This window comes from Mesorhizobium sp. M0633 (assembly GCF_040320645.1).
Classification (GTDB): Bacteria; Pseudomonadota; Alphaproteobacteria; order Rhizobiales; family Rhizobiaceae; genus Mesorhizobium.
Window position 1 is genome coordinate 1 of the sequence record NZ_JAMYQC010000041.1, and the last position, 22,262, is coordinate 22,262.

A 22,262-nucleotide genomic window follows, 5' to 3' on the forward strand; every position below is an offset into this window, starting at 1 on the left:
TGCCGGCAATGCCGGTCGCAATTGTCAGGAAGATGACAGGCGCGATGATCATCTTGACCAGCTTGATGAAGGCATCACCCAGCGGCTTCAGGCTCTCGCCGGTTCCCGGATAGAAATAGCCAATTGCGACGCCGAGGGCGATGGCGGCAAGCACCTGCGCGTAAAGCTTGGCATAGAAGGGTTTGCGGGGCGCGGGACTCGCGCCGCGGACTTGTGCAGCTGACACTGTTTCTCTCTCCCTGACCGGATCGAGGTGGCGTGACTTCTCCCGGGCTTCTCCCTATAGCGGCGCTCCGGTCGAACGCTGCACCAACGCCGCCGCAATACCCATGCCAAATGGATCCGCATGACCTGAACTGACGTTGGGCCCGCCAATGATGGGATGAATGCGGTGGCACAAGACGGGAATGACAAGGCCGCCGTCCAGCACGCGCTTGATGTTCTCCGGCAGATTGCCGGTCGATCTCTCTGGCTTGCGGTTTTGCTGCACATCGTGGTGGGCTCCTCGGTTTGCCGACTTTGGGAAGGGGCCGCATCGCTGGCACCAGAGCGGAGAATTGCCGTGTTCTTTGCCGCGCTGCCGCTGCAGCGACAGCTTGAAAGCGACGTCGAGACGTAGGGATTGACGCCGCTGGTGCTGACCGCGACGATGCGGTTCAGAAGTTCCGAGCACCGCCGAGAAAGCCGCGCTCGACCGCCACCTTCGCGCCTTCACACGCGACGCCGCCGCCTTATCTGCGTCATCAATATCGAGGAAATGGCGGTTGCCGCGACCGATCCGTGTCGTCGGCAGTGATTATCGCTCCCGCCCCTGGTTCGCAGGCGCTGGTGACTGGCACGGCCCGGCAACTCGGCGCGGTCAGCCGCTCGGGCACCGCATCGCCGGCGCCGTATTTCTGTCGTTCAACATCGCCGACAAAATTAGAACTGATGAATTCTATCATAGGCCGCGAGGTTTCCTTTCACGAATGAAAGAAAGCTCGATTGACTATCCCGCCTCGCTCCAGTCTTTTGAAAATCAACGTGTGGTTGCCCCCGTGCAAGCCGAGAACGTGGCCAAGCTTCGTGGAGGGAGAGCCAAGCGATGCGTCAGGGGTCGACCCGCTTTGCACTCGACCACACGGCGGTGGCACGAGTTCACGTCAGAGCATTTTCGCGCTTGCCCGCGACGTCGCGGGCGCACATGCCGCCGGCATGCATTTCATGGCGCGAGATCGAGGATCATATGCACCACAACATTCCCAAATCAGAACAAAATGCCAGCGAGTGCCGCATTTCGCTTCCGGATGCGAAAAGGGCTTACCCAAAGTCCGAGATGAACACCGCGGTCCCTTTTGTGCCATCGCACGAGCACGCGCTTACCGGCATCTTCGAAATATCGAAAGTACTCACCGACCCCGCCCGGCTCGAAGTCACGTTGGCCAAGGTCGTCGATCTCCTGCCCTCGTTTGTGCAGATGCGGCACGGCATCATCGCTCTCTTCGACGCTGAGGGCGTACTGGACATCACCGTAGTCACCGGCTGCGACGAGAACAGCGATGAGCGCTCCCGGATGCGCCTGCCGCGCAAGGCAATCGATCTGATTGTGACGACGGACACGCCGCTCGTCGCCGAGAACATAGCGGTGCATTCGGCCTTCACTGCCGCTGACATAGAGGTGCTTGGGGCCTCCGACACCGTGTCCTTCATCGGCGTTCCCATTCGTGTTGATGGGAACGCCGTAGGCACGCTGACTATCGACCGCGCCTTGGACAGCAGGTCAACGTATCGGCTCGATTATGATGTCCGGCTGCTCACGATGATCGCCAACATGGTGGGACAGACAGTCAAGTTGCACCGCTTCTCCGCGGGCGACCGCGAACGACCGACAGAGGTGGAAGATCGGCTGCAAACGCAATTCTCTGATGTCAAGCACCCTGCACCGCAGCGCAAGAAGGTTCACGTCAAGGGGATGATTGGCGATAGTCCGGCGCTAAGCGCGCTGCTCGAGAAGATCGCAGTGGTAGCTAAGGCAAAGACCACGGTTCTGTTGCGAGGCGAATCCGGTACCGGGAAGGAGCTGGTCGCCAAGGCAATTCACGAGTTGTCGCCGCGCGCCAAGCGGCCCTTCATCAAACTCAATTGTGCAGCGCTGCCAGAGACAGTCCTGGAATCCGAATTGTTCGGTCATGAGAAGGGTGCCTTCACAAGCGCGTTCAATTCCCGCAAGGGTCGCTTTGAGCTCGCCGACAAGGGGACGTTGTTTCTGGATGAGATCGGCGAGATCTCGGCCTCCTTCCAGGCAAAGCTACTGCGCGTGCTGCAGGAGCAGGAGTTTGAGCGCGTCGGCAGCAACCAGACCATCAAGGTCGACGTTCGCGTGATTGCCGCCACGAACAGGAACCTTGAAGAGGCGGTTGCAAGGAATGAGTTCCGCGCCGACCTATATTATCGCATCAACGTGGTTCCCTTGCTGGTGCCGGCATTACGCCAAAGGCGCAGCGATATTCCGCTCCTCGCAGCTGAGTTTCTCAAGAATTTCAACGATGAGAACGGCCGTACGCTGACCTTCGATGCGCGTGCGATTGAAGTACTGATGAAATGTGAATTTCCCGGCAACATTCGCGAGCTTGAAAATTGCGTGCACCGGACAGCGATCCTGGCGGAGGGACGATCAATCGGGAGAAACGACTTTGCGTGCTCCCACGACCAATGCTTTGCCGAGGCGCTGCGGAAGAGCAGATCGGGCAAGGCCGCGCTGCAACCAGCGCCAATCCTCCCAGAGGCAGTGAATCCGGCCACGCCGCCGGATGCGGCCGCTCGTTCGGCCGCCACCACAGTCCCGCCTGCCGGAGCAACCCACTCATTGGGCGCGAGGACCACCGACGCCGAGCGCGTCATTGCTGCCATGGAAAGATGTGGCTGGGTGCAGGCAAAGGCGGCGCGCCTGCTTGGACTGACCCCGCGCCAGATTGGCTACGTGCTGAGGAAATACGGCATCGAGGTCAAGCGTCTGTGAAAGCTTGACTCAGGCGGATTAGCTGAGACCGCTTAGCGGCTTGGCCCGCGCAGGGATGCAGATCCGCGTCCGCGTCAAGTCGATCCGACCGAGGACAGCCTGGCCGAATTCCCGTGGCAGCCGGCGTTGCGACCATCTTGTGAAAGGCGACGCTGCCATCGTCAATCCGTCCGCCATGTTGCTCTCGTTGCGAGCTCATACGGATGCCCCTGTGCGACTGAAACGGAGATAAAATATGTCCGATGCAAAACTGCAAGCTGTGCTTTCGTCTCTTCCGCAAGGGACGCGACAGTTAGATGCTCTGCCGTCCAACGGACCAGCGCCGGACAAAAGTTTTGTCAAGCTGAATACGAATGAGAACCCGTTTCCGTTGCCGCCAATCATAATGCAAAGTGCAGTGGCGGCCCTCCAGCGCCAGTATCTGTATCCGGACGACGATAACATCAGCTTGAGGGAAGCAGCGTCCAATACCTATGGCGTATCCACGGATCAGGTCATCGCAGGCAACGGGTCGTCTGAACTGCTCGGACTCATCTACAGAGCTTTCCTCGCCCCTGGCGACAAGGTGGCGATGATATCGCCAGGGTTTTCGTTCAACCGCAAACTTGCCATGTTGCATGGTGCTGAGTTTCTCGAGATCGGATGTCAAACTCATTCGCTGCCAATGGAGCAATTGCTTTCCGGTCCGGCAAAAGACGCCAAGTTCATTCTGGTGGCCAATCCAAACAATCCGACCGGAACATTCCTCTCGATAAGCAATATCGAACGCCTCGTGGCACAATCGGATCGCCTGGTCGTCCTTGATGAGGCCTACGTCGACTTTGCACCCGATCACGGGCTGCGCCTCATCAACCGTTATTCGAACCTTCTGATCTTGAGAACATTTTCGAAGAGCTATGCCGCCGCCGGCATTCGCGTCGGTTTCGGTTTCGGTCACCCTGAGATTATTGGCAGGCTGCGCAACATCCAGAACGTCTTCAACATGAACGTGATTGGGCATGCGGTTGGTATCAGCGTGCTTGCGCATCGCGGCGCCTACGCAGAGAACCACAAGCACATCAGACATGAACGACAGCGAGTGACAGCCGCACTGTCGCAACTTGGATTTTCCGTAACGCCCTCCCACGCAAATTTCTTGCTAGCCCGTGTACCAGCGGGACAGGACGGCTCATGGTGGCAAGCAGCCTTGGAAAGGCAAAAGATACTCGTTGCCTACTTTCCGGACAATGGTTTGGAACATTGCATCCGCGTCAGCATCGGCACAAAAGAGCAATTGGATGCATTTCTTGCTGCCGCTCGCGATATAGTTGGAAGCTTAAACATACCAAGCAGCACGGGCAGGGGAGCGTCAGGCTCTGCTCGTTCGGTACGCTGACGCTAATCCGATATCACACATTGCTATCTTTAGACTTGCTTGGTCACCCAAGCACGACAACATTTTTCTTTAAAATCGGGGACAATATCGAGTGACAAACGTCTTTCCTTCAAACCTAGCCTTCGGCATCTTCGATCATCTGGACGAGGACGGCCTCGATATCGCCCGGCAGTACGAAGATCGCCTGATATTAGCAGAGGCGTGCGATCAGCTAGGGTTCTATGCCTATCATCTCGCAGAGCACCACTGTACCCCCCATGGGAGAGGTCCATCGCCGAATCTGTTCTTATCGAGCGTCGCCCAGCGCACCCGGCGCCTGCGTCTCGGACCCTTGGTGATGCTGCTTGCGCTTTATCATCCGCTGCGTGCGTTCGAAGAGATCTGTATGCTGGACCAGTTGAGCGGTGGCAGGCTCGAACTGGGCATAGGGCGCGGTGCTCTCCCGATCGAATTGGGTTACTTCGGGATTGGTGCGGACGCGGTGCCGGGCCGCTATGCGGAAGCCAGCGAAATTCTTGTTGAAATACTTGTTAATGCCATGAAGGTTGGCACGCTGTGCTATCAAGGCCGCCATTTTGAGCTCAATGACGTTCCTTTGACGCTAAGACCTCATCAGCGTCCACATCCGCCGACATGGGTCGCCGCCAATCGACCCGAGTCCGCAGCCTGGGCCGCTGCGAATGGAGCAAATATCGCGTGTGTAGGACCTTCCTCTTCTGTTCGCAAAACTACTGATGCGTTCCGCGCCTATCGAGAGGACAACGCTGGCGCGGGCGATCAAGCGCCATTTATTGGATTGCTCCGCATGGTCGTGGTTGGGCGTTCTGAAACAGACGCGTATTCGATCGCGGCACCTGCTTACGATCGATGGCTCAAGAGCTTCCAATTCCTTTACGACCTTAATGCCATCCCGACTCCACCAAACCTGCCGCTGACCTTCGATGCGGCAATAGAGCGTGAATTGTGCGTGGTAGGATCAGCAGCGTCTGTGCGAGAAGCTCTGCTCAGTCAGTTGGAAGAGGCAGGTGCTAACTACCTTCTTTGTCAACTGGCATTTGGAAATCTGCCGCTAGATGCTTCCCTGTACACCGCGACGACCATTCAATCCGAAATCATGGCTCGACTTGGCTGACCATGAAATTCGCGGTCTGATCTGAAGGTTAAATCGTAGTAACAGCGCTCCCTCACATCCACGTGCTCGAGCGTGCACGTGGTGGGGGCGGGCAATCGGGAGGGAGGCCAAACTGACGACGAGCCGGCGGCACAGATTACCAGGTTTGTGCGTTGGCTGGCGTCTGGGCCATCGTGTGAACCTGCACGATCCTAAGGAGCCGAGCGCGTCACGATGCGGGCGCGTCTGCTCGTCGCGCTCGCGCTAGTCGTTGCCCATAGCCCGCCGCAGAGGTTCTTCTCGCCAGGGGCGGCGCCGGTGCGCCGCCCAGATCCAGCTTCATCAGCGGCTCGCGGTAGCAAAGCCGTCACTCGCTACGGCGCTGTTGAGGGCGCGCTCGCGAGCGGCTTTGCTACGCCGAGCGACACCACCTGGAGCGAGTTCGCCCGATGTCGCGGGGTGCACCGCGGTCGGATAACGATGCTGGAGGAAATCTTCGCAGCCGGTCTTCACGATGTGCGCGAGTGCTTTCCATGAATGCTGCCTGCTTCCTCGTCTGCGGCGGCCTGAGTGTCCGCCGGCACGCCCGAAGTCAATGCCAGTACCACAAGGCCGACAAGACGTCAGGTCTGGGAGCCGGCTTGTACGGTCGTATCGTGTTCGGGAAGGTCGTCGAAGGAGGCGTAGTTGAGATAGTAGAGTTTGGAATACAGGCCGCCCATGCCTATTAGCTCATCGTGGTTGCCAGTCGCAACAACTTGGCCATTCTGAAGCACGATGATGCGGTTGGCACCCCGGGTCGTGGCAAGACGGTGGGCGATCACGAGGCCAGTGCGGCCTTCAAGCAGCTTTATCAGAGCCTTCTGAATCTGCATTTCCGTGTAGCTGTCGATGTTGGCGGTAGCTTCGTCGAGCACGAGGATCTTGGCGTCGGCGACTAGGGCGCGGGCGAAACTGATAAGCTGGCGCTGGCCGAGAGATAAGTTGTCGCCGCGTTCGCCAAGTTGGGTCTCATACCCGTCGGCGAGGCTCATGATGAAGTCGTGGGCGCCGACCGCCTTGGCGGCCTCGATCACCTTGTCGCGCGTGGCTTCCGTCTTGTGGTATCGAATGTTCTCGAAGACCGTCCCGGTGAACAGGAATGGCTCCTGCAGCACCATGGCGACCTGGCGGCCGAGCGATTCCTGGGTGAGATCGCGCACATCATGTCCGCCGACCAGCACTTGGCCCTGCTGAACATCATAGAAGCGGTGGACCAGGGCCATCGCGCTCGATTTGCCGGAACCGCTCGGCCCGACCAGTGCGACCGTCTCGCCGGGATTGACCCGGAAGGAGACATTTTTCAGCACCGAACGGTTCGGATTGTACCCGAAGGTGACGTCCCTGAACTCGACCGAGCCGTCCATTTCGGGCGAAAGCACCTCGGCATTGGGTTTGTCCTGAACATCGATCTTGACGTCGAGCACATCGGTCAGGCGCTTGCCTGAGGCCATGGCGCGCTGCATGACCGAATATTGCAGGGTGAGTGAGCGGATCGGGTCAAAGAAGCGCTGGATGTAAAATAGGTAGGCAACCAATACGCCCACATCTATGCGGCCATTCATGACCATCGAGCCGCCGACCACAATAACGGCGGCCATGGCGAGGCCGGTGAGGCCATCGACGATAGGCACCATGACCAGTGCATATTTGGCAGCGATCAGGTGGGTCCTGAGGTTGGCATGGGCCTTGTCGTCAAAAAGGATGAAATTCACCTGCTGGCGGTCCATGGACTGGACGGTGCGCACGCCGTGAATGGCTTCGGCCAGCGCGCCGTTGACGACGGAATTAGTCTCGTGTGCAGCCATGAAGGCGGCGCGGGCACGCGGCAGCCAGACAATGCGGACGATCACCAGGACCGGCAGAACCGAGAGCGTCAGGAGGCCGAGGCGGAAGTCGAGCCACAGCATTACGAAAACGATGCCGAAGAGAAGCGCAACATCGCCTACGGAATATACCGAGGTTTCGAGGAATTCCTGTATGGAGTTGACGTCGCCTTGCAGGCGCGACATGAGGCGTCCGACCTCGGTCTTGTCCATGAAGGAGAGCGACACCTTCTGCAGATGGCCAAACATGGCGCGGCGGATGTCGAACAGGACAGTTTCGGCCACTTTCCCAACCACGGTTTCCTGCATGTAGCCGGCAGCGAAATTGACCAAAATCGCCAAAACGAACGCGCCGACGGCCGCAAGCTGGGCTGAGCGATCGGTCCTTGCCGGGTTCATGCCCTGGTCGATCGCGTAGCGGATGATCAACGGGATGAGAAGCTGCGTCCCGGTGAAGATCAGCATTGCTGCAATCGTGATAACTACCCTGGCCCGATAGGGACGGACGAAGGTCCAGATGCGCCGGAGGATGCTCTTGTCGAAAGCCCGGCCGAACATCTCCTCCTCGATGCGGTGCGAGCCGACAACGGCGCGCGGAGGGCGTCTGCCGTCGTCACGTTCGGCTTCGAGTTCGCCGGCGCGGCCCTGCGCCATCAGCGGGCGCCCCCATACTGGGTCATAATGTCATCACCCGGGCGCGTCTGGAGATCGTAAAGGGCCCTGTAGCGTCCCCGCTTCGCCAAAAGCTCTTGATGCGTGCCGCGTTCTACGATTTCGCCGTTATCGACAAAAAGGATCTGATCGGCGTGCATAAGCGCACTCAGCCGGTGCGCGATGATGATCGTCACCCGATCCTTGGCGAAGCGCCGCATCGCCGCGCGGATGCGCTGCTCGGTGCCGGCATCGATCGCCGCCGTTGAGTCGTCGAAAACGACGACGGAGGGGCGCAGCATCATGGTGCGAGCAATCGTGAGACGCTGGCGCTGGCCGCCAGAGAGAGAGACGCCGCGTTCGCCCACGACCGTCTCGTAGCCTGCTGGGAGCCCGAGGATGTAGTTGTGGAGCTGGGCGAATTCGCCAGCGCGTTCTATTCGCTGTCTCTTCGCCCAGGGATCGCCATAAGCGATGTTGTTCTCGATCGTGGTGGTGAATAGGAATGCATCCTGCTGTACGACGGCGACCGCCTTGCGAAGCGTCGCGAGGGTGACATTACGTATGTCCTGGCCGTCCAGCGTGATGGCGCCACCGGTCACGTCGTAAAAGCGGGGGACCAGATGAGCCATCGTCGATTTGCCCGAACCCGGCGGACCGACGATCGCGATCGTCTCGCCTCTACGGGCCTCAAAGCTGAGGTTCTTCAGAATGGCGCAGTTTTCGGCGCTGGGGTACGCAAACGAGACATTGTGGAAGCGCAGAGTGCCGTCGCTTATCTCGAGCGGTCTGGCCTCGAGAGCATCCCTGATTGTGATCTCCTGGTCGAGGAGACCGAAAAGCCGCGAACCGCAGCTAGAAGCGCGGGCAAAGGCATTGACCATGAGGCCGATCTGGCGGACTGGCATTTGCAGGATTGTCATGAAGGTCAGGAAGGTCGCCACCGTTCCGACGCTGATCTCGCCAGCGACGAGCCTGCTGCCACCGATCCAGAGCACCAATCCCATTGCGAAAAAGAAGGACAAGGTCATCGCCGACGTGCTGGGCACGTAGATGTCAACTCGGTCGTGGGCGAGGTCGAGCGCGTTCTTGGAAGCGCCGTCGAACTTTAGCATCTCATAGGCTTGAGCCGCAAAAGCGCGGACCACGCGGATGCCTGCGAGATTTTCCTCCATCACGCGGCTTAGTACCGAAAGCCGCTCATGCAGGTCGAGCCAGGTGGCGCGCAGCCTAAGCTGTGTGGCCGATGAGCGCCAGGCGACAAAAGGCACGAAGCTCAGCGCGATCAGGCCGAGCATGGGATCGGTCGAGATCATCATGTAGGCGCCGATCCCGATCAGCATGCTGAGCAGGAGCACGCGAACGAGCGCGGTGGAAAAATACATCCGCACGCCTTGGAGATCGAGCATTCCGATGGTGATCAGATCGCCTGAATGGACCCGGTCGTGAAAGGAAAAGCTGAGACGCTGGATCTTGTCGTAGTAGGCGAGCCGCAGTTCGTACGCGACATGATGCCCGACGGCTTCGGCAAAATAGTTCTGCGCCATCGTGAAAAGGCCGCGTAGCGCGCTGACGGCGAGCAGCAGGAGAGCCGGGATCCAGAGCGCTTGTCCTGCCGCGGTCCCCGCGACACCGCCCCCGATGGCTGTCTGGGTCAGGTCGACGGCCCGGCCGAGAAGCTGGGGAATGAGCAACTGGAGGATTGCCGCCAGGACCGTCGAGCCCATAGCGAAGGCGACCTGCCAGGGATGCCGCAAATTCATACGCGTGATGCGCAACAGCGTACTCAAATCCCGGCCCCAGCGCGCCGCTTCCACATGGGTCAACGAATTTAGAGCGTTCGTTGCGCTGCCGATAGCATCACTGCTCACGGGTGTATTCCCGACTGCATTTTGCGCCTTCGAGGCAAGCCGAAGGACCAATCATCAAAGGGGCCCGCCATTGTTAATCCTGTCCACCACCTGCAGCAGTGCCCGTTCCTATAAGCCGAGCCGCGGCTTCACTTACTGGCATGTCGATCACCGTGATTCCGCTTGCCGCAAGGAAACGCGCTTCGTTTCTGGTCAGCGTTTCCGCGTCCATTACCGCGCAATGTGGACCTCGGGAGCGCTTCATGATCTGCCTGGCGTAGGTGCGCAGCATCTGATCGTTGAAGCGGCAGCCAACGAAGAAAAATCCACGGGTGATGCGCCCTTCCTTCACCACGTCTGGGATCGGTGTCTGGATATCGATTTCGGTCAGGACTTCGACATAGTCGGAATCTGCGACGAGAAAGTTTTGCGCAGGCCTAATACTCCCGTGAGGTGTATAGAGAACCGTCTTTTCCCCCGATCGGGGGTCGAGTTCCCTCCCGGACAAATCGTAGGTTTTCGTCCAAATGTTACCGATTTCGTTCGCCCGCGTGACGCCTTGTATCTCAACGACGTCCGTTCGGCCGGTCTCTACGAGAGCCGTGCGCATCGCGCCGTCGTACCAGCTGTCGACGATGAGGGAGAGCGGCAGCCTTGCGAGCCAGGCGTGGAGGAGGGTCGGCGCCACCGGCGCTGCGAATATGTCGGTCATCCAAGCTTGAAGCGTTCGGCGATGCCGGCGCTGTTCGATGAACTGCGCAACCGACCACATATTGGTGCGGATCCTGGAAGGGGCTGGCGCCCGTGCATTGAGTGCCGCGGCAACGACCTCCGGCGTATGCGGCACAGGCGGTTCCGCACAGTTGAACCCAAGAAGACCCGGACCGAGATAGGGGATCACCTGATCGGCGGCGAGCGCTTCGTTCGCCAGGTCAAGCAGCTTTTCGGCAAAACTGTCCCGCACGATGACCAGGTGGCCCGATGTCAGGATCGTGTTCATGCTCGTTTCCTCGCGACGCACCTTATGAACGGGCAGCATCAGTCCTCTTCGGAAACCTTCCTTGCCTCGACGGTGATCGGCAGACGCGTATCCCGTGGAAGATCGGGTAGGAGGAGCCGCCACCCGTTCCTGAGCGTCACAGTTCCGCCCCACAACTCTTCCTTCTCGAGCTTGATGATCGGCTCTTCGAGGTCCTTCTTCGGGACATACGCCGACAAGCCAGCATCGGTCCTGCGGATCATGACTTTCATCTGGCCGTCCCTTCATTGGTATTGCTATCGGCACTGCAGGGCGCCTCGGCTTTGTCGAGGCTCATCAGTTCACGCGCTCGCATGCCGACGACGGTGCCACGGTCGATCCATTCGACCGCATAGATGAAGAACTGCTGGAGAAAGGTGCCAATGTCGCGCACATATCCCTCGTCGCCCTTCCGCACGAGATTTTCGCCGATCTCCCTGCCAGGATAGGTGCCGTCATTTTTTATATGGCGAGTGGCACGTACCCGCTCTCCCTGCATGAATCGTGGAGGCCTGCGGATTTCGACCTCCTCTTCGCGTCCGAGCGACATGTCCGTTCCCTGATTTCCCTTGAGGCTGCAGATTGTGAACAAGGCGTTCCAGGCGTCCTGCGCAGGCAGCCCCGACCATGTCGGCAGCCCAATGTCCGTCACGCAGGAACGCAGGTCTTCGGCACCGGGCATACCGAGGCACATTGCTGCGCATCGAAGACCCCCTCGCATTCGGTGCACTTTTGCGGCTCGATCACATAGCTCTCGCCTTTGAACTTGATCGCGCCGGAGGGACACTCGAATTCGCAGGCGCCGCATTGGGTGCATTGGGATGCGATGATCTTGAAAGCCATTTTAACTCCTGGTCCGAATGGATGAGACGCGCTCAGGCTGTCGCCGCGAGTGCGGGGGTCCCAGACGCGGCCGCGTAAATCGCGCTGATTGCGGTCTCGATATAGTCATGGGCATAAGCGTCGGTGGCTCGGATTCCAGCGTCCGCGAGCTGATCCTCGGGGCAATTTCCGATCTTGGCGCACAGCACGATATCTATGCCTTCAAGCGCTGCGATGACGCCATCGAGGGCGGCTTCTCCGCCCCAGCCGCCGAGGCAATACTGCTCCACCTTGCGATGCCCGACAAAGCTGATCCCTCTCGGCGAGGCTTGATAAACCTGGAATTCCTTCGCATGGCCGAAATGTTCATTGACGCGGCCGCCGCCCTTGGTCGCCACCGCGAAGAGAAGGGACTTGCCGGGGCTCGCTGCCTTGACCAATCCGATCGCTTCTCTCCTAGCCGCCACGTGATCACGGCGCTCCTCCGCGACCAGCTCCCGATAGGCCTTGCGATTGCTGGCATCGTAGGTGACCTCGCCGGGAATCCGGTCGAGTGTGAATTCCTGGCCACGATCCTCACCGAGCAGGCCGACGGCATCTGCCCGGCACTGCCGGCAGTGGCGCATCAACTGGGCGCCGCCTTCGACACGATCCTGAAGAGCCTTCATCTCCATTGCGTTTGGGCCGCGTTGCCCGCTCAGTCCGTAGTGCGTGCCGTGCGCCGGGTCCGAAATCAGCGGCATGAGGTTGTGCAGGAACGCGCCTCGCTCCTTGACCCATCTATTCACCTTGATCAGATGCTCATCGTTCACGCCGGGGATCATCACTGAATTGATTTTGGTGAGGATGCCGCGCGCGGTCAGCATCTCCAGACCCAACATCTGCCGCTCGTGCAGGATCCGGGCGGCTTCGATGCCGACGTAGCGGCGATGGTCGTAAAAGATCCAAGGATAGATCTTTGCACCGACCTCAGGGTCGACCATGTTGATGGTGATCGTCACGTGATCGACATTCATGTCGGCAAGCTCATCGACATGGTCCGGCAGCGCGAGCCCATTCGTGGAGATGCAAAACTTGATGTCTGGGATTTCCCTGGCGACTCGTTCGAACGTTGCCTTCGTCTTCTTCCAGTCGTAACAGGCATCGCCCGGTCCGGCGATGCCGAGCACGGAGAGCTGCGGCACCTCGTTGGCGACCGCGACCACCTTGCGTAGCGCCTGGTCGGGCGTCAGCTTTTCGGAGACCACCCCAGGCCGGCTTTCGTTGGCGCAGTCATATTTGCGATTGCAGTAGTTGCACTGGATATTGCAGCCGGGCGCGACCGCGACGTGCATGCGCGCGAAATAGTGGTGCGCCTCTTCTGAAAAGCAGGGGTGATCCTTGATCGTCTCCCAGATAGCCGGATCCGTGTCGTCCGGCTTTATCGACGAGCCGCAGGACGAAGACGCGCAGCCACCGGCTTTCACGGTGGCAAGCAAGTGGTCACCGAATGTCGTGCTGAGGCTCTCAAGCGAAATTGCCGGTGCGGACATCGAACGGCTCCGTTGCTGGGTGAATGTCGCAGTTCAAACCGCAAGAGCTATGCCAGCTCAAAGAGCGGTTTTGGTTCACGAATTAGCTTTCGTGTCGGATTCCGTCGGATTGCTCCGACACACCTTTGTCGGGCTTCCGACAGTGGACAAGCAAATCGGGTCGCGAAGGCTACCAGCCTTGGGCGCGAAGGGTGTGAGGGAGACTACTCCGGGCTTACGTTTGACGTCATCACGACGTCTAGAATTTCTTCACCTCGATGCCATATCGGCGCAGCGCGTAGCCGATTTGCCGCGGCGTGAGGCCGAGGATACGAGCCGCCCTGGCCTGAACCCAACCGGCCTTGTCCATCGCGTCGATCAGCCGGTCGCGTTCCGTCAGACGCGGGGGACAAGCGGGATCGTTTGGATCGCCGGCCGCAAGGGGAGATACGTTGCCTGCGGAGGCACCGATGCGACTGGCCGGCAGCCGCAATCCGACCGGCACTGCGTTGACCCGTGCGAGATCGTCGATGGTATTGCCGCCATTCGAGCGGTCGGCTCGCTTCCAGAGGAGCCAGGAAAGGCACTGGCTCTTCTTACAGGCGAAATCGGATGGCGTGATCGTCCTTGAACGCGCAAGTGTGGCCGTCCTTTGGACGCAGTTCTCCAGCTCGCGGACGTTACCAGGGAAGTAGCATTGCGAGATCAGGTCAAGCGCCGACGGCGCGAAGGCGAGTGCGCGATCGTTCTCCTTGTTGAATCGATTGAGGAAGGCGTTCGCAAGGCGTGGAATATCGCCGGGTCGCTCTCTGAGCGGAGGCAGGATAATTGGCACCACATTGATGCGGTAATAAAGGTCGGCCCTGAACTCCCCTTTTATGACGGCCGTCTCGAGGTCCTTGTTGGTGGCGCATATGAGGCGCACGTCGACCTGTAGCGTTTTGGTGCCGCCGACTCGCTCCAACTCGCCTTCCTGCAAGACACGCAACAGCTTGGCTTGAAAGGCCGGCGAAATCTCGCCGATTTCATCAAGTAGCAGAGTTCCCTCATTTGCCAATTCAAAACGACCGGCGCGCTGGGAGATAGCACCCGTGAAAGCGCCCTTTTCATGCCCAAACAGTTCTGACTCCAGAACGCTTTCAGACAGTGCGGCGCAGTTCAATTTGACGAAAGACTTCTTCCTCCGACGTGAGAGCTTATGGATGGCTTGCGCAAAGAATTCCTTGCCGGTGCCGCTTTCACCCCGCAGTAGCACGGTGGAATTGGTCCCTGCTACGACCGAGACGGTTTCGAGCACCTGCTTGAGTGCGGGGCTTTCCCCGATGATCCCGTCGGTTTTGACATCCGCATGCCGGGCAGGGTCGTAGGTCCTCCCCTCGTTGGGCGATTTCTCCGGTCTCCATTGCTCATGGACAGACCGCTGACGATCTGTACTCAGGATGCGATGGAGACGGATCGTCCGGCCGACAAGGTTGGCGACCATCGTCAGGAAGTATGTGTCCTCGTCGTCGCGAAAGTCGGTGGCGCCGTCTCCGGCGCGGTCGATCGACAATGTCCCAAGGATTTTATGATCAGCCTTTAGCGGGATACCGATAAAGGCAATTGGGATGGTGCCGCTGCTCGAAGATGTTTGAAGGTCAGCCTGAAATAGTTGGGACTTGCGGACGTCCGGTATGAAGAGCGGCGTCCCCGTAGCGACGATTTGATCTGTTATGGCCTGTGGTATGACGCGGCGAGTGCCTGATTGAGGTGCGTGGGTATTGCCGGCAGTTGCGGCAATCTCCGGCTCTCCTTCAGCGTCCAGGACGACGATTGCTCCGTGACGCATCTGCAGAAACGAAGGCAGGATGTTCACGACATTGGCGAGCGTAATCTCCAGCTCGCTGGGGGCGGTCAGCACCTTCGATATCTCGTAGAGTCCCCTGAGCGCGATATCTGCTTGGGGCATGCTTTTGATGGGCGGTTCAGGGCGGGTATCCCGAGGTGCTACCTCGTCGACCCGATCTTGCGGTACGTGAGCCATGGAAACACCTCAGGGGTTGTCGTCCAGAGTGCTCCTCCTTTTGTGTCTGAGTCTGAATTTTGAAAGCACAGTATTCACGAGCTTCTCTCGTTGCGAGGCGATTCCAGCAAAGATAGACTTGGCGTTGGTCGCGACCTCAGCTGTACCAAGATTGACCCTGTTGACACGGTGCGTGCCTCGGTCATCCGAATTTGAAGAGGACTCCGAAGCCGCCGCGTGGATAGTTCCACTCGATCTCGCCACTGGCCTCGCACAAAATCCGGCAGGTGCCGCACTCCATGCAGCCGTCGGGGGTGATCTCCACTTGACCTTTGTCGTTCAACTCGTAGCATTTCGCGGGGCAGACGTGGGTCAGCGCGAGCAAGTTCGCGCTTGGCCTCTCGTGCGGTCGCACTTTGATATGCGGACGGCCGGAATCCACCAAGTAGCGGTTCTGGTAAAGCTTGTCCTCGACACGTGACTTCGTCACTGCGATCGTCATTTCGTCTCCCCTCAGCGCCACGCCAATGCAAGGCGGACCGCGTCGCTGACCAGCCCCCAGCGCGAGCGGGCCTTGATGAAGGCCGCCGTGGTCGCCTTTTCCTTCTCGATCTTCGGCGTGCCGTCGACACGCATGAAGTTCTGCGCGGCTTGCGACATCAACCGCGGATAAGTCGTGAAGTAATTGCAGGAATTGGTGTGGAGCAAGGCCGGCATGTCTTTGTATTTCCTTAGGTCCTTGACCACGAAGGACTTGTCCAGCATGGCTTTGTAAAGGGCGAGATTCCGTTTGGTCATAGGACCGTTGCGGCTCCTGACCTCGATGATTGCCTCAGCCGCGATGCGGCCGGAGGTCATGGCGAGGTTCGAACCCTCGCGGTGAATGGCGTTGTTCAGTTGCGCGGCATCGCCGACCACGACCCAACCGTCGCCAAAGAGCTGCGGAATAGCCTTGTAGCCGCCTTCGGGAATGAGATGCGCGGAATATTCTTTCACTTCCGAGCCGGCAATCAGCGGCCGGATCGAAGGATGGGTTTTTAAGGCGTCGAGGAGGACGTAAGGGCTCTCGACCATCGCGGCGAAATCGGAGACGAGGCAGCCAATGCCCAGTGAGATCGACTCCTTGTTGGTGTAGAGGAAGCCGAGCCCGGCCATGCTGCGGGAGGTCGTGCCCACCGCCTCGATCACACAGCCTTCATCGCCTTTGAGGCCGAACCGCTGCTCAATGACCTCTTCGGGCAGGAAATGCATTTCCTTGACGGCGAGCGCCACGGTTTGCGGCTTCGGCATCTCGCGCAGGCCGGCTCGCGTGCCAAGCAGTCCGCAGACACCTTCTGCGAGAACGACCACGTCCGCGTAGATGGCTCCGCCGGCCCGGTCTGTGCGGACGCCGATCACCCTGTCCTTGGCGTCACGGATGAGTTCCGTCACGGTCGTCTCGCACAGAACCGTCGCGCCGGCCTCGCGCACCTTACGCGAAAACCATTTATCGAACTGGGCACGGATGATCGTGTAGCGGTTGGGCTTCGCCTCATTGAAGTCGTCCGACCGATAGTGAATCCCGGTATGGGATGTGTCGTCCATCACCCAAAGCCGCTGTTCAACCAAATGCCGCTCGAGAGGCGCATCGTCCCGGAAATCCGGGATGATCTTCTCCAGCATGTTCGCGTACATGATGGCACCTTGGACATTCTTGGAGCCCGGATATTCACCCCGCTCCAACTGCAGCACCTTCAGGCCGTGGCTGGCCATGGTGTAAGCAGCTGCGTTTCCGGACATGCCGGCCCCAATAACAATGGCGTCGAATTGTTCCTCAATCATGTCCATCCCTTAGCTCGCAAGCTTGTCGCGACTGTGGGGCGACAGCCGCCGGGTGAAGGCTTCCGTCAGTGCGGGCAGGAAGCGGATCGCGTCGGTGACGATCCCGAGGTGAGCGAAATCGAAAATCGGCGCGTTCGGGTCGGTGTTGATGGCCACGATGAGATCCGCCCCCTCGACGCCAACCCGATGCTGGACGGCGCCGGAAATCCCGGCCGCTATGTAAAGCTTCGGCCGGATGGTCTTGCCAGTTTGGCCGATCTGCCGATCAGCCGACATCCAGCTCTTCTGGACCAACGGGCGCGAACAGCCATGCTCGGCACCAATTGCTCGCGCGAGATTCTTCACAAGCTGCAGGTTTTCCGCCGCGCCAAGACCGAGGCCTCCCGCAACCACGACGTCGGCATAGGCAAGATTTGCCTTTGCCGACTGACTATCCGGCAGGAAGCCCAGGACTTTGGTAACGATCTCGTCCTCGGCTGCCGAGAGCTTGTGCCGGATGACACGCCCGACCGGTTTATCCGCCCGCTGCGGCATGGGCATGACCCTCGGTCGCACTGTCGCCATCTGGGGTCGGAAATTGAGCGTGTAGATCGTGCACAACAAGGAACCGCCGAAAGTCGGACGGGTGGCGGCGAGCGAACCGTCGGTATCCACATCGAGTTCGGTGCAGTCGGCCGTGAGCCCTGTCTGCAAGGTCGTCGCCACGGAGCCGGCAAGATCCCTGCCGAGTGTGGTGGCACCGAGAAGAAGGATCTCGGGTTTGTGGGTATCGACCAGATCCGTCATCGCCTTGGTGAATGGCTCGTTCCGATAGTCGGCGAGCAGCGGCGCCTCGACGATGTAGACAAGGTCGGCGCCATAAGCGAACGCTTCGGCAACGGCGTTCCCGATGGCCTCTCCCGGCGGTCCAAGCACGACGCCCGCAAGCTGGACCTGAAGCTTGTCTGCTAACTTGCGGCCTTCGCCGAGCAGTTCGAATGATACGGGATGGACCTGGCCGCGTTCGAGCTCGATGAAAACCCAAACGTGCCGGTAGTCCTTGAAATGCGCGGGCAGCTCCTTCTTTATGCCGGCACGGCCGGCGGCAGGGCGAGGGGTTTCTCGGTTCGCGTTCGACATCGTCTGATCCTTGCCCTCTCACGCGCCGCCGTTGAAGGCGAGCTCATTTTCCAATGCCGGCTGGCGGGTGAAGATTGCCGTGATGAGTTCGTCAGCGACATCGCGCAAGGCCATCTCGGCGGTGTCGATTTTTGCCGCCTTTTCCGCTCGCGCAGGAGGCGCGAAAACGCGCTTGACCACCGTCGGTGAACCGCGCAGGCCGCATTTGGTGAGATCCTCAATGCCGGCGTCGGCCGCACTCCATTTCAAGACCAGGCTGCGCGCGGCGCACAGGGCGTCCTGGATCGAGCCCCGGCGGATCTCGTTTGTGCCTTCCAGCATGGTGATGAGGCAAGGGAGCCTGCTCTTCAGCATCTGTGTGCCGCCTTCGGAGCGGCGCTCGACCTTGATCTCGCGTGCAGCAAGGTCAATAGAGGCGATCTTCGCGACATAGGTCAGTTGCAGGAGTCCGAGGCGCTTGGCGATGCCGGGCCCGACCTGGGCGGTGTCGCCATCGATCGTCTGCTTGCCAGTGAAGACGAGGTCTGGCGTGCCGAACGTCTCGCCAACCTTCGCGATTGCCTGGGAAAGGGCGAACGAGGTCGCCAGCGTGTCGGAGCCGGCAAAATAGCGGTCGGTCAAGAGCACCGCTCGGTCGGCGCCGTAACCGAGCGCCTTGCGCAGCGCGTCCTCTGCCATGGGCGGACCCATAGTGAGCACGGTGACTTCGCCACCATAGGCGTCGCGCAGCCTGAGGGCTTCTTCGAGGGCGAACAGGTCGTAAGGGTTGATGATAGTCGGAACACCCTGGCGCATGATCGTGTTCGTCACCGGATGGACCCTTATCTGTGCCGAGTCCGGCACCTGCTTGATGCAGATTACGATGTGCATTGGCGGTTTCTCTAGGCTCCTGTCCGGATGCGGGCTTGGCGGTTATCTCTTTGGAGCGCATCAATCGTGCCAACTGTTTTGCGCTGCCCCCTATTCCTCAGAACTTCGCTTGGTTGCTTCCGAGGGCGCCGTGGTGATGACGGATTTGTCGGCTTCTCGACATTGTCGCGTCGCAACCCGTGTCGCGGTCATTCCTGTCCGAACCGCTTCAGTACGGAGTCGAACGGGACAAAGGTGCGGCCCGGCGTGGCAGGTTTGTTCGGATCGTGGTCTTTGAGCACCTTGAAGACCCGATGCGAGAGCGGCGAGGAAATCGCGAAGTCTTCGTAAGCGCGTTCGAGCGTCGCGCGCACCCGCGCGGCAATCACCTGGTCGGGCAGACCGGAGAAATCTTCTTCGGCAAGGTATTGGCCCACGCGCTTCATGATATGGAGCCGCGAGACATTCAGCACCTTCGGATCATAGGAGACGCCAAGGACTGCGAAGAACTCCTCCGCAGCCGACAGGCGCTTCAGTCGTGCGAGGATGTCGGTGACATCGATAGGGCGGCTGTCAGCGGAACAATTCATTGCATTCTCCCTGGTCGGAAAACTGTGGTGTCGGTGCGCTCGCGCACGGCTGACCTGGACCCGCACAGCTCCGCGAGGGATGCCTCGCTGCACATTCCATCGTAGAGCTCGACCAGTTGAGTTGCAGTGACGGTCGATTTGGTCTCGGCCGCCTCGCGCCGGGCGCGGGCCACCATCGCGGCTGCCAGATCCGGGTCGAGATCGCGGCCGCTTTCGCTCAGCACATGGGCAATCGCAGTGGCGCCGGAATGCTTGCCGATCACGATACGCCGGCAGCGGCCCACGAGAGCCGGATCGAGCCCCTGATAAGTACGCGAGTCCTTCAGCAGCCCTGCGACGTGAATGCCGGATTCGTGCGTGAAAACATCGGCGCCGACGACCGGTTTAATGGCCGCGGTCTGCCGGCGGGCGGCCCAAGCCACCTGGGCGGCGAGGTCGGGCAATGCGGTCAGCTCGATGCCGGTATCCGCGCCGTCGAGGACCGCCATCGCGGCGGCCACCTCTTCCAGCGCGGCATTGCCCGCACGCTCGCCGAGCCCCAGGACGGTGACGGACGCATGGCGCGCGCCTGCGCGGATCGCGGCCAGCGTGTTGGCGGCAGCAAGTCCGAGATCGTTGTGCGCATGAAATTCAAGGTCGATTGGAGACTGCGGCACGAGCTGGGCGACAAGTTCGAAGGTCGAAAACGGGTCGAGAACGCCGACTGTGTCGGCTAGCCTGACGCGGCTTGCGCCGGCGCGTGCAGCCGTCTCGATGACGCGGGCGAGATAATCCCGATTGGCCCGCGAGGCATCCTCGCAGCCCACCGCGACGAAGAAGCCGGCGGCGGCTGCGCGCCTGACCATATGTTCGATGACCTGGAGCGCTCCCGCCTTATCGAGGCCGAGCTTGGCGGCAAGTTGGATGTCCGACGCAGGCAGCGATAGATTGACGGCGTGGACGCCGCTCTCGATCGCTGCATCGAGATCCAGCGACGTCATCCGGCACCAGGCCATGAGCCGAACCGGGAGACACCGCGCGACCACGGCGCGAATTGTTTCGATCTCGTCGGCGCCCATGACCGGCGTGCCGATCTCGATCTCTGTGACGCCGGCCGCCGCAAGAGACTCGGCGATCTCCAGCTTTTCCGTCGTGGTAAAGACGACGCCGGGCGCCTGCTCGCCATCGCGCAAGGTCGTATCGTTGAGAAAGACATGACGGGTCATGGACGGTAGCCTGTTCTGCTGCCGCTCAGGCATAGACCGGATTGAACGTCTTCGGAGCTTCGCTTACCCGGCCCAGAACTGGGAAAGCCACGCAGCTTCTCCACGATTGCCGGCATGACCTCGAGCACCCGGTCGACGTCCGCTTCGCCGTTGTCCCGCGCCAAGGAGAAGCGGACTGCCGCGTGTGGCGTTTTCATCGCGCTCAGGACATGGCTCGGTTCCAGCGAGCCGGAGGTGCAGGCGGAGCCGGAGGAACACGCGATGCCCACGCGGCTGAGGAGAAGTGGAATTCCATCACTTTCGACATGTTCGAAGGAGATGTTTGCGGTGTTGGGCAACCGTTCCAGGGGATCACCAGTGACACAGGTGCTTGGGATGCGCTGGAGAATTCCGTCCTCTAAACGGTCGCGGAGCGACTTTACCCGTGTGGTCTCGTCGTCCATGAATTTCAAGGCGAGTTCGGCCGCCATGCCGAGCCCGACTATGCCGGGCGTATTCTCGGTGCCAGCACGCCGGTTGTGTTCTTGGTGGCCCCCCTTGATCATCGAGTGGAAATTGACGCCACGTTTTACGAAAAGCGCGCCGATCCCTTTCGGCCCGTGCAGCTTGTGGCCGGAGAGCGACAGCATGTCGATTGCGGCCGACTTCAGGTCCATCGGAAGCTTGCCGACCGCCTGCACAGCATCGGTATGGAAAAGGGCGCCCACTTCCTTGGCCAACTCGGCAAGCCTGACCACGGGGAAGATCACACCAGTCTCATTGTTCGCCCACATTATCGAGACGATTGCCACCTGTGGGGTGAGGGCGGCCATATAGGCGTCGAGGTCGAGCCGGCCACGGCAATCCACCGGGATCCTGTGCACCTTGACGCGGCGGGTCTTCTCAAGATGCGCGCAGAGCGTCAGCACGGCGGGATGCTCGACCGCGGACGTCACGATCTCGGTTCGGTTGGGCGCCGCCTCGAGCGCCGAAAGAAGCGCTGCATTGTCGCTTTCTGTCCCACCCGAGGTGAAGGTGATCTCATCGTCGAACTCCGCGCCGATCAGAGCTTGCAACTGCCTCCGCGCCTTTCTCACCGCCGCACTGACTGAGGCGCCAAGAGCGTGCGCCGACGAAGGGTTGCCGAATTGATCCCTAAAGAACGGCAACATCGCTTGCACGACCTCAGGATCGACCCGTGTGGTTGCGTTGTTGTCGAGGTAGACAGGTTTCATGTGCGATCCTCAGTTGACCGGAATGACGCGAGCGCGCGACCGCCTCATTGAGCCTCTGGCGTATGCCGTTGATGATGATGGGGCCGAACTGGCAGCCGGCGCAGACGCCCGAGAGTTTGACGTAGACCGGATCGGCGTCGACATGGACAAGTCCGCAGTCGCCGCCGTCAGCCCGCAGGTAAGGACGCCCGAACACGACAACGTTATCGATAAGCCGAATTTGGCGCAGCGGCGCGATTTGGCGGCCAGCAGCTTGGGTGC

The 22,262-nt window shown here is 60.2% G+C and carries 21 protein-coding genes; 3 read left to right on the forward strand and 18 right to left on the reverse strand.

What is annotated here, in order from left to right; all coding sequences use genetic code 11:
- Together NKI47_RS29930 and NKI47_RS29935 are read right to left on the reverse strand one after the other, a co-directional pair.
- Positions 1-226, reverse strand: a 226-nt coding sequence (locus NKI47_RS29930) for a cation:dicarboxylate symporter family transporter (RefSeq protein ID WP_352594653.1), incomplete at its 3' end; no start/stop codon positions are given.
- A 54-nt stretch (positions 227-280) separates the two neighbouring features.
- Positions 281-490, reverse strand: coding sequence for a hypothetical protein (locus tag NKI47_RS29935; protein WP_352594655.1), 210 nt, complete (start codon positions 488-490; stop codon positions 281-283).
- Positions 491-1,225: 735 nt separating this feature from the next.
- On the opposite strand from NKI47_RS29935, the gene nifA (NKI47_RS29940) reads away from it, so the two are divergent.
- The 3 genes from nifA (NKI47_RS29940) to NKI47_RS29950 all read left to right on the forward strand — a co-directional run bounded on the left by nifA (NKI47_RS29940) (position 1,226) and on the right by NKI47_RS29950 (position 5,505).
- Positions 1,226-2,998: a nif-specific transcriptional activator NifA gene (nifA, locus tag NKI47_RS29940; protein WP_352566037.1), complete on the forward strand. Its 1,773-nt coding sequence runs from the start codon at positions 1,226-1,228 to the stop codon at positions 2,996-2,998.
- Between the two features lie 235 nt (positions 2,999-3,233).
- Positions 3,234-4,373 carry a histidinol-phosphate transaminase gene (gene hisC, locus NKI47_RS29945; RefSeq protein ID WP_352594657.1) on the forward strand — a complete coding sequence of 380 codons (1,140 nt, stop codon included), beginning with the start codon at positions 3,234-3,236 and terminating at the stop codon, positions 4,371-4,373.
- Positions 4,374-4,464: 91 nt separating this feature from the next.
- Positions 4,465-5,505 (forward strand): LLM class flavin-dependent oxidoreductase, encoded by a 1,041-nt coding sequence (locus NKI47_RS29950; protein WP_352594659.1) that lies wholly within the window; start codon positions 4,465-4,467, stop codon positions 5,503-5,505.
- A gap of 602 nt (positions 5,506-6,107) precedes the next feature.
- On the opposite strand, the gene NKI47_RS29955 is transcribed toward NKI47_RS29950, so the two are convergent.
- The 16 genes from NKI47_RS29955 to NKI47_RS30030 form a co-directional block, all read right to left on the reverse strand.
- Positions 6,108-8,003, reverse strand: a complete 1,896-nt coding sequence (locus NKI47_RS29955; RefSeq protein ID WP_352594661.1) for an ABC transporter ATP-binding protein — start codon at positions 8,001-8,003, stop codon at positions 6,108-6,110.
- A complete protein-coding gene (locus NKI47_RS29960; protein WP_352594663.1) occupies positions 8,003-9,871 on the reverse strand; it encodes an ABC transporter ATP-binding protein in 1,869 nt (622 codons plus the stop codon). Before NKI47_RS29960 ends, NKI47_RS29955 begins: the two co-directional genes overlap by 1 nt.
- 73 nt (positions 9,872-9,944) lie before the next feature.
- Positions 9,945-10,850 carry an SIR2 family NAD-dependent protein deacylase gene (locus NKI47_RS29965; protein ID WP_352594664.1) on the reverse strand — a complete coding sequence of 302 codons (906 nt, stop codon included), beginning with the start codon at positions 10,848-10,850 and terminating at the stop codon, positions 9,945-9,947.
- 38 nt (positions 10,851-10,888) lie between these two features.
- Entirely contained in the window at positions 10,889-11,101 is a 213-nt protein-coding gene (nifT, locus tag NKI47_RS29970) for a putative nitrogen fixation protein NifT (RefSeq protein ID WP_023678250.1), read from the reverse strand.
- Positions 11,098-11,418, reverse strand: coding sequence for a nitrogen fixation protein NifZ (locus tag NKI47_RS29975; RefSeq protein ID WP_023678249.1), 321 nt, complete (start codon positions 11,416-11,418; stop codon positions 11,098-11,100). Before NKI47_RS29975 ends, nifT begins: the two co-directional genes overlap by 4 nt.
- A gap of 98 nt (positions 11,419-11,516) precedes the next feature.
- Complete coding sequence (locus NKI47_RS29980) at positions 11,517-11,711, reverse strand: 4Fe-4S dicluster domain-containing protein (RefSeq protein WP_023678248.1); 195 nt, start codon at positions 11,709-11,711, stop codon at positions 11,517-11,519.
- A 32-nt stretch (positions 11,712-11,743) separates the two neighbouring features.
- The gene (gene nifB, locus NKI47_RS29985) at positions 11,744-13,222 is read right to left on the reverse strand and encodes a nitrogenase cofactor biosynthesis protein NifB (RefSeq protein ID WP_352594666.1); all 1,479 of its coding nucleotides are present in this window, start codon (positions 13,220-13,222) and stop codon (positions 11,744-11,746) included.
- A gap of 238 nt (positions 13,223-13,460) precedes the next feature.
- A complete protein-coding gene (gene nifA, locus NKI47_RS29990) occupies positions 13,461-15,224 on the reverse strand; it encodes a nif-specific transcriptional activator NifA (RefSeq protein WP_352594668.1) in 1,764 nt (587 codons plus the stop codon).
- Positions 15,225-15,405: 181 nt separating this feature from the next.
- Complete coding sequence (locus tag NKI47_RS29995; RefSeq protein WP_352594669.1) at positions 15,406-15,705, reverse strand: ferredoxin family protein; 300 nt, start codon at positions 15,703-15,705, stop codon at positions 15,406-15,408.
- Positions 15,706-15,716: 11 nt separating this feature from the next.
- Entirely contained in the window at positions 15,717-17,024 is a 1,308-nt protein-coding gene (locus tag NKI47_RS30000; RefSeq protein ID WP_352594712.1) for an FAD-binding protein, read from the reverse strand.
- Between the two features lie 9 nt (positions 17,025-17,033).
- Positions 17,034-18,143: an electron transfer flavoprotein subunit alpha/FixB family protein gene (locus NKI47_RS30005; protein WP_352594671.1), complete on the reverse strand. Its 1,110-nt coding sequence runs from the start codon at positions 18,141-18,143 to the stop codon at positions 17,034-17,036.
- 18 nt (positions 18,144-18,161) lie between these two features.
- Complete coding sequence (locus tag NKI47_RS30010; RefSeq protein WP_352594673.1) at positions 18,162-19,013, reverse strand: electron transfer flavoprotein subunit beta/FixA family protein; 852 nt, start codon at positions 19,011-19,013, stop codon at positions 18,162-18,164.
- Between the two features lie 188 nt (positions 19,014-19,201).
- Positions 19,202-19,582 (reverse strand): nitrogenase stabilizing/protective protein NifW, encoded by a 381-nt coding sequence (gene nifW / locus NKI47_RS30015; protein ID WP_352480507.1) that lies wholly within the window; start codon positions 19,580-19,582, stop codon positions 19,202-19,204.
- Positions 19,579-20,787 (reverse strand): homocitrate synthase, encoded by a 1,209-nt coding sequence (nifV, locus tag NKI47_RS30020; RefSeq protein ID WP_352594674.1) that lies wholly within the window; start codon positions 20,785-20,787, stop codon positions 19,579-19,581. The genes nifW and nifV overlap by 4 nt, the downstream gene beginning before the upstream one ends.
- Positions 20,784-22,001, reverse strand: coding sequence for a cysteine desulfurase NifS (nifS, locus tag NKI47_RS30025; protein ID WP_352594676.1), 1,218 nt, complete (start codon positions 21,999-22,001; stop codon positions 20,784-20,786). Before nifS ends, nifV begins: the two co-directional genes overlap by 4 nt.
- The gene (locus tag NKI47_RS30030) at positions 21,952-22,197 is read right to left on the reverse strand and encodes a NifU family protein (RefSeq protein WP_352472419.1); all 246 of its coding nucleotides are present in this window, start codon (positions 22,195-22,197) and stop codon (positions 21,952-21,954) included. Before NKI47_RS30030 ends, nifS begins: the two co-directional genes overlap by 50 nt.
- Between the last annotated feature and the right edge of the window lie 65 nt (positions 22,198-22,262).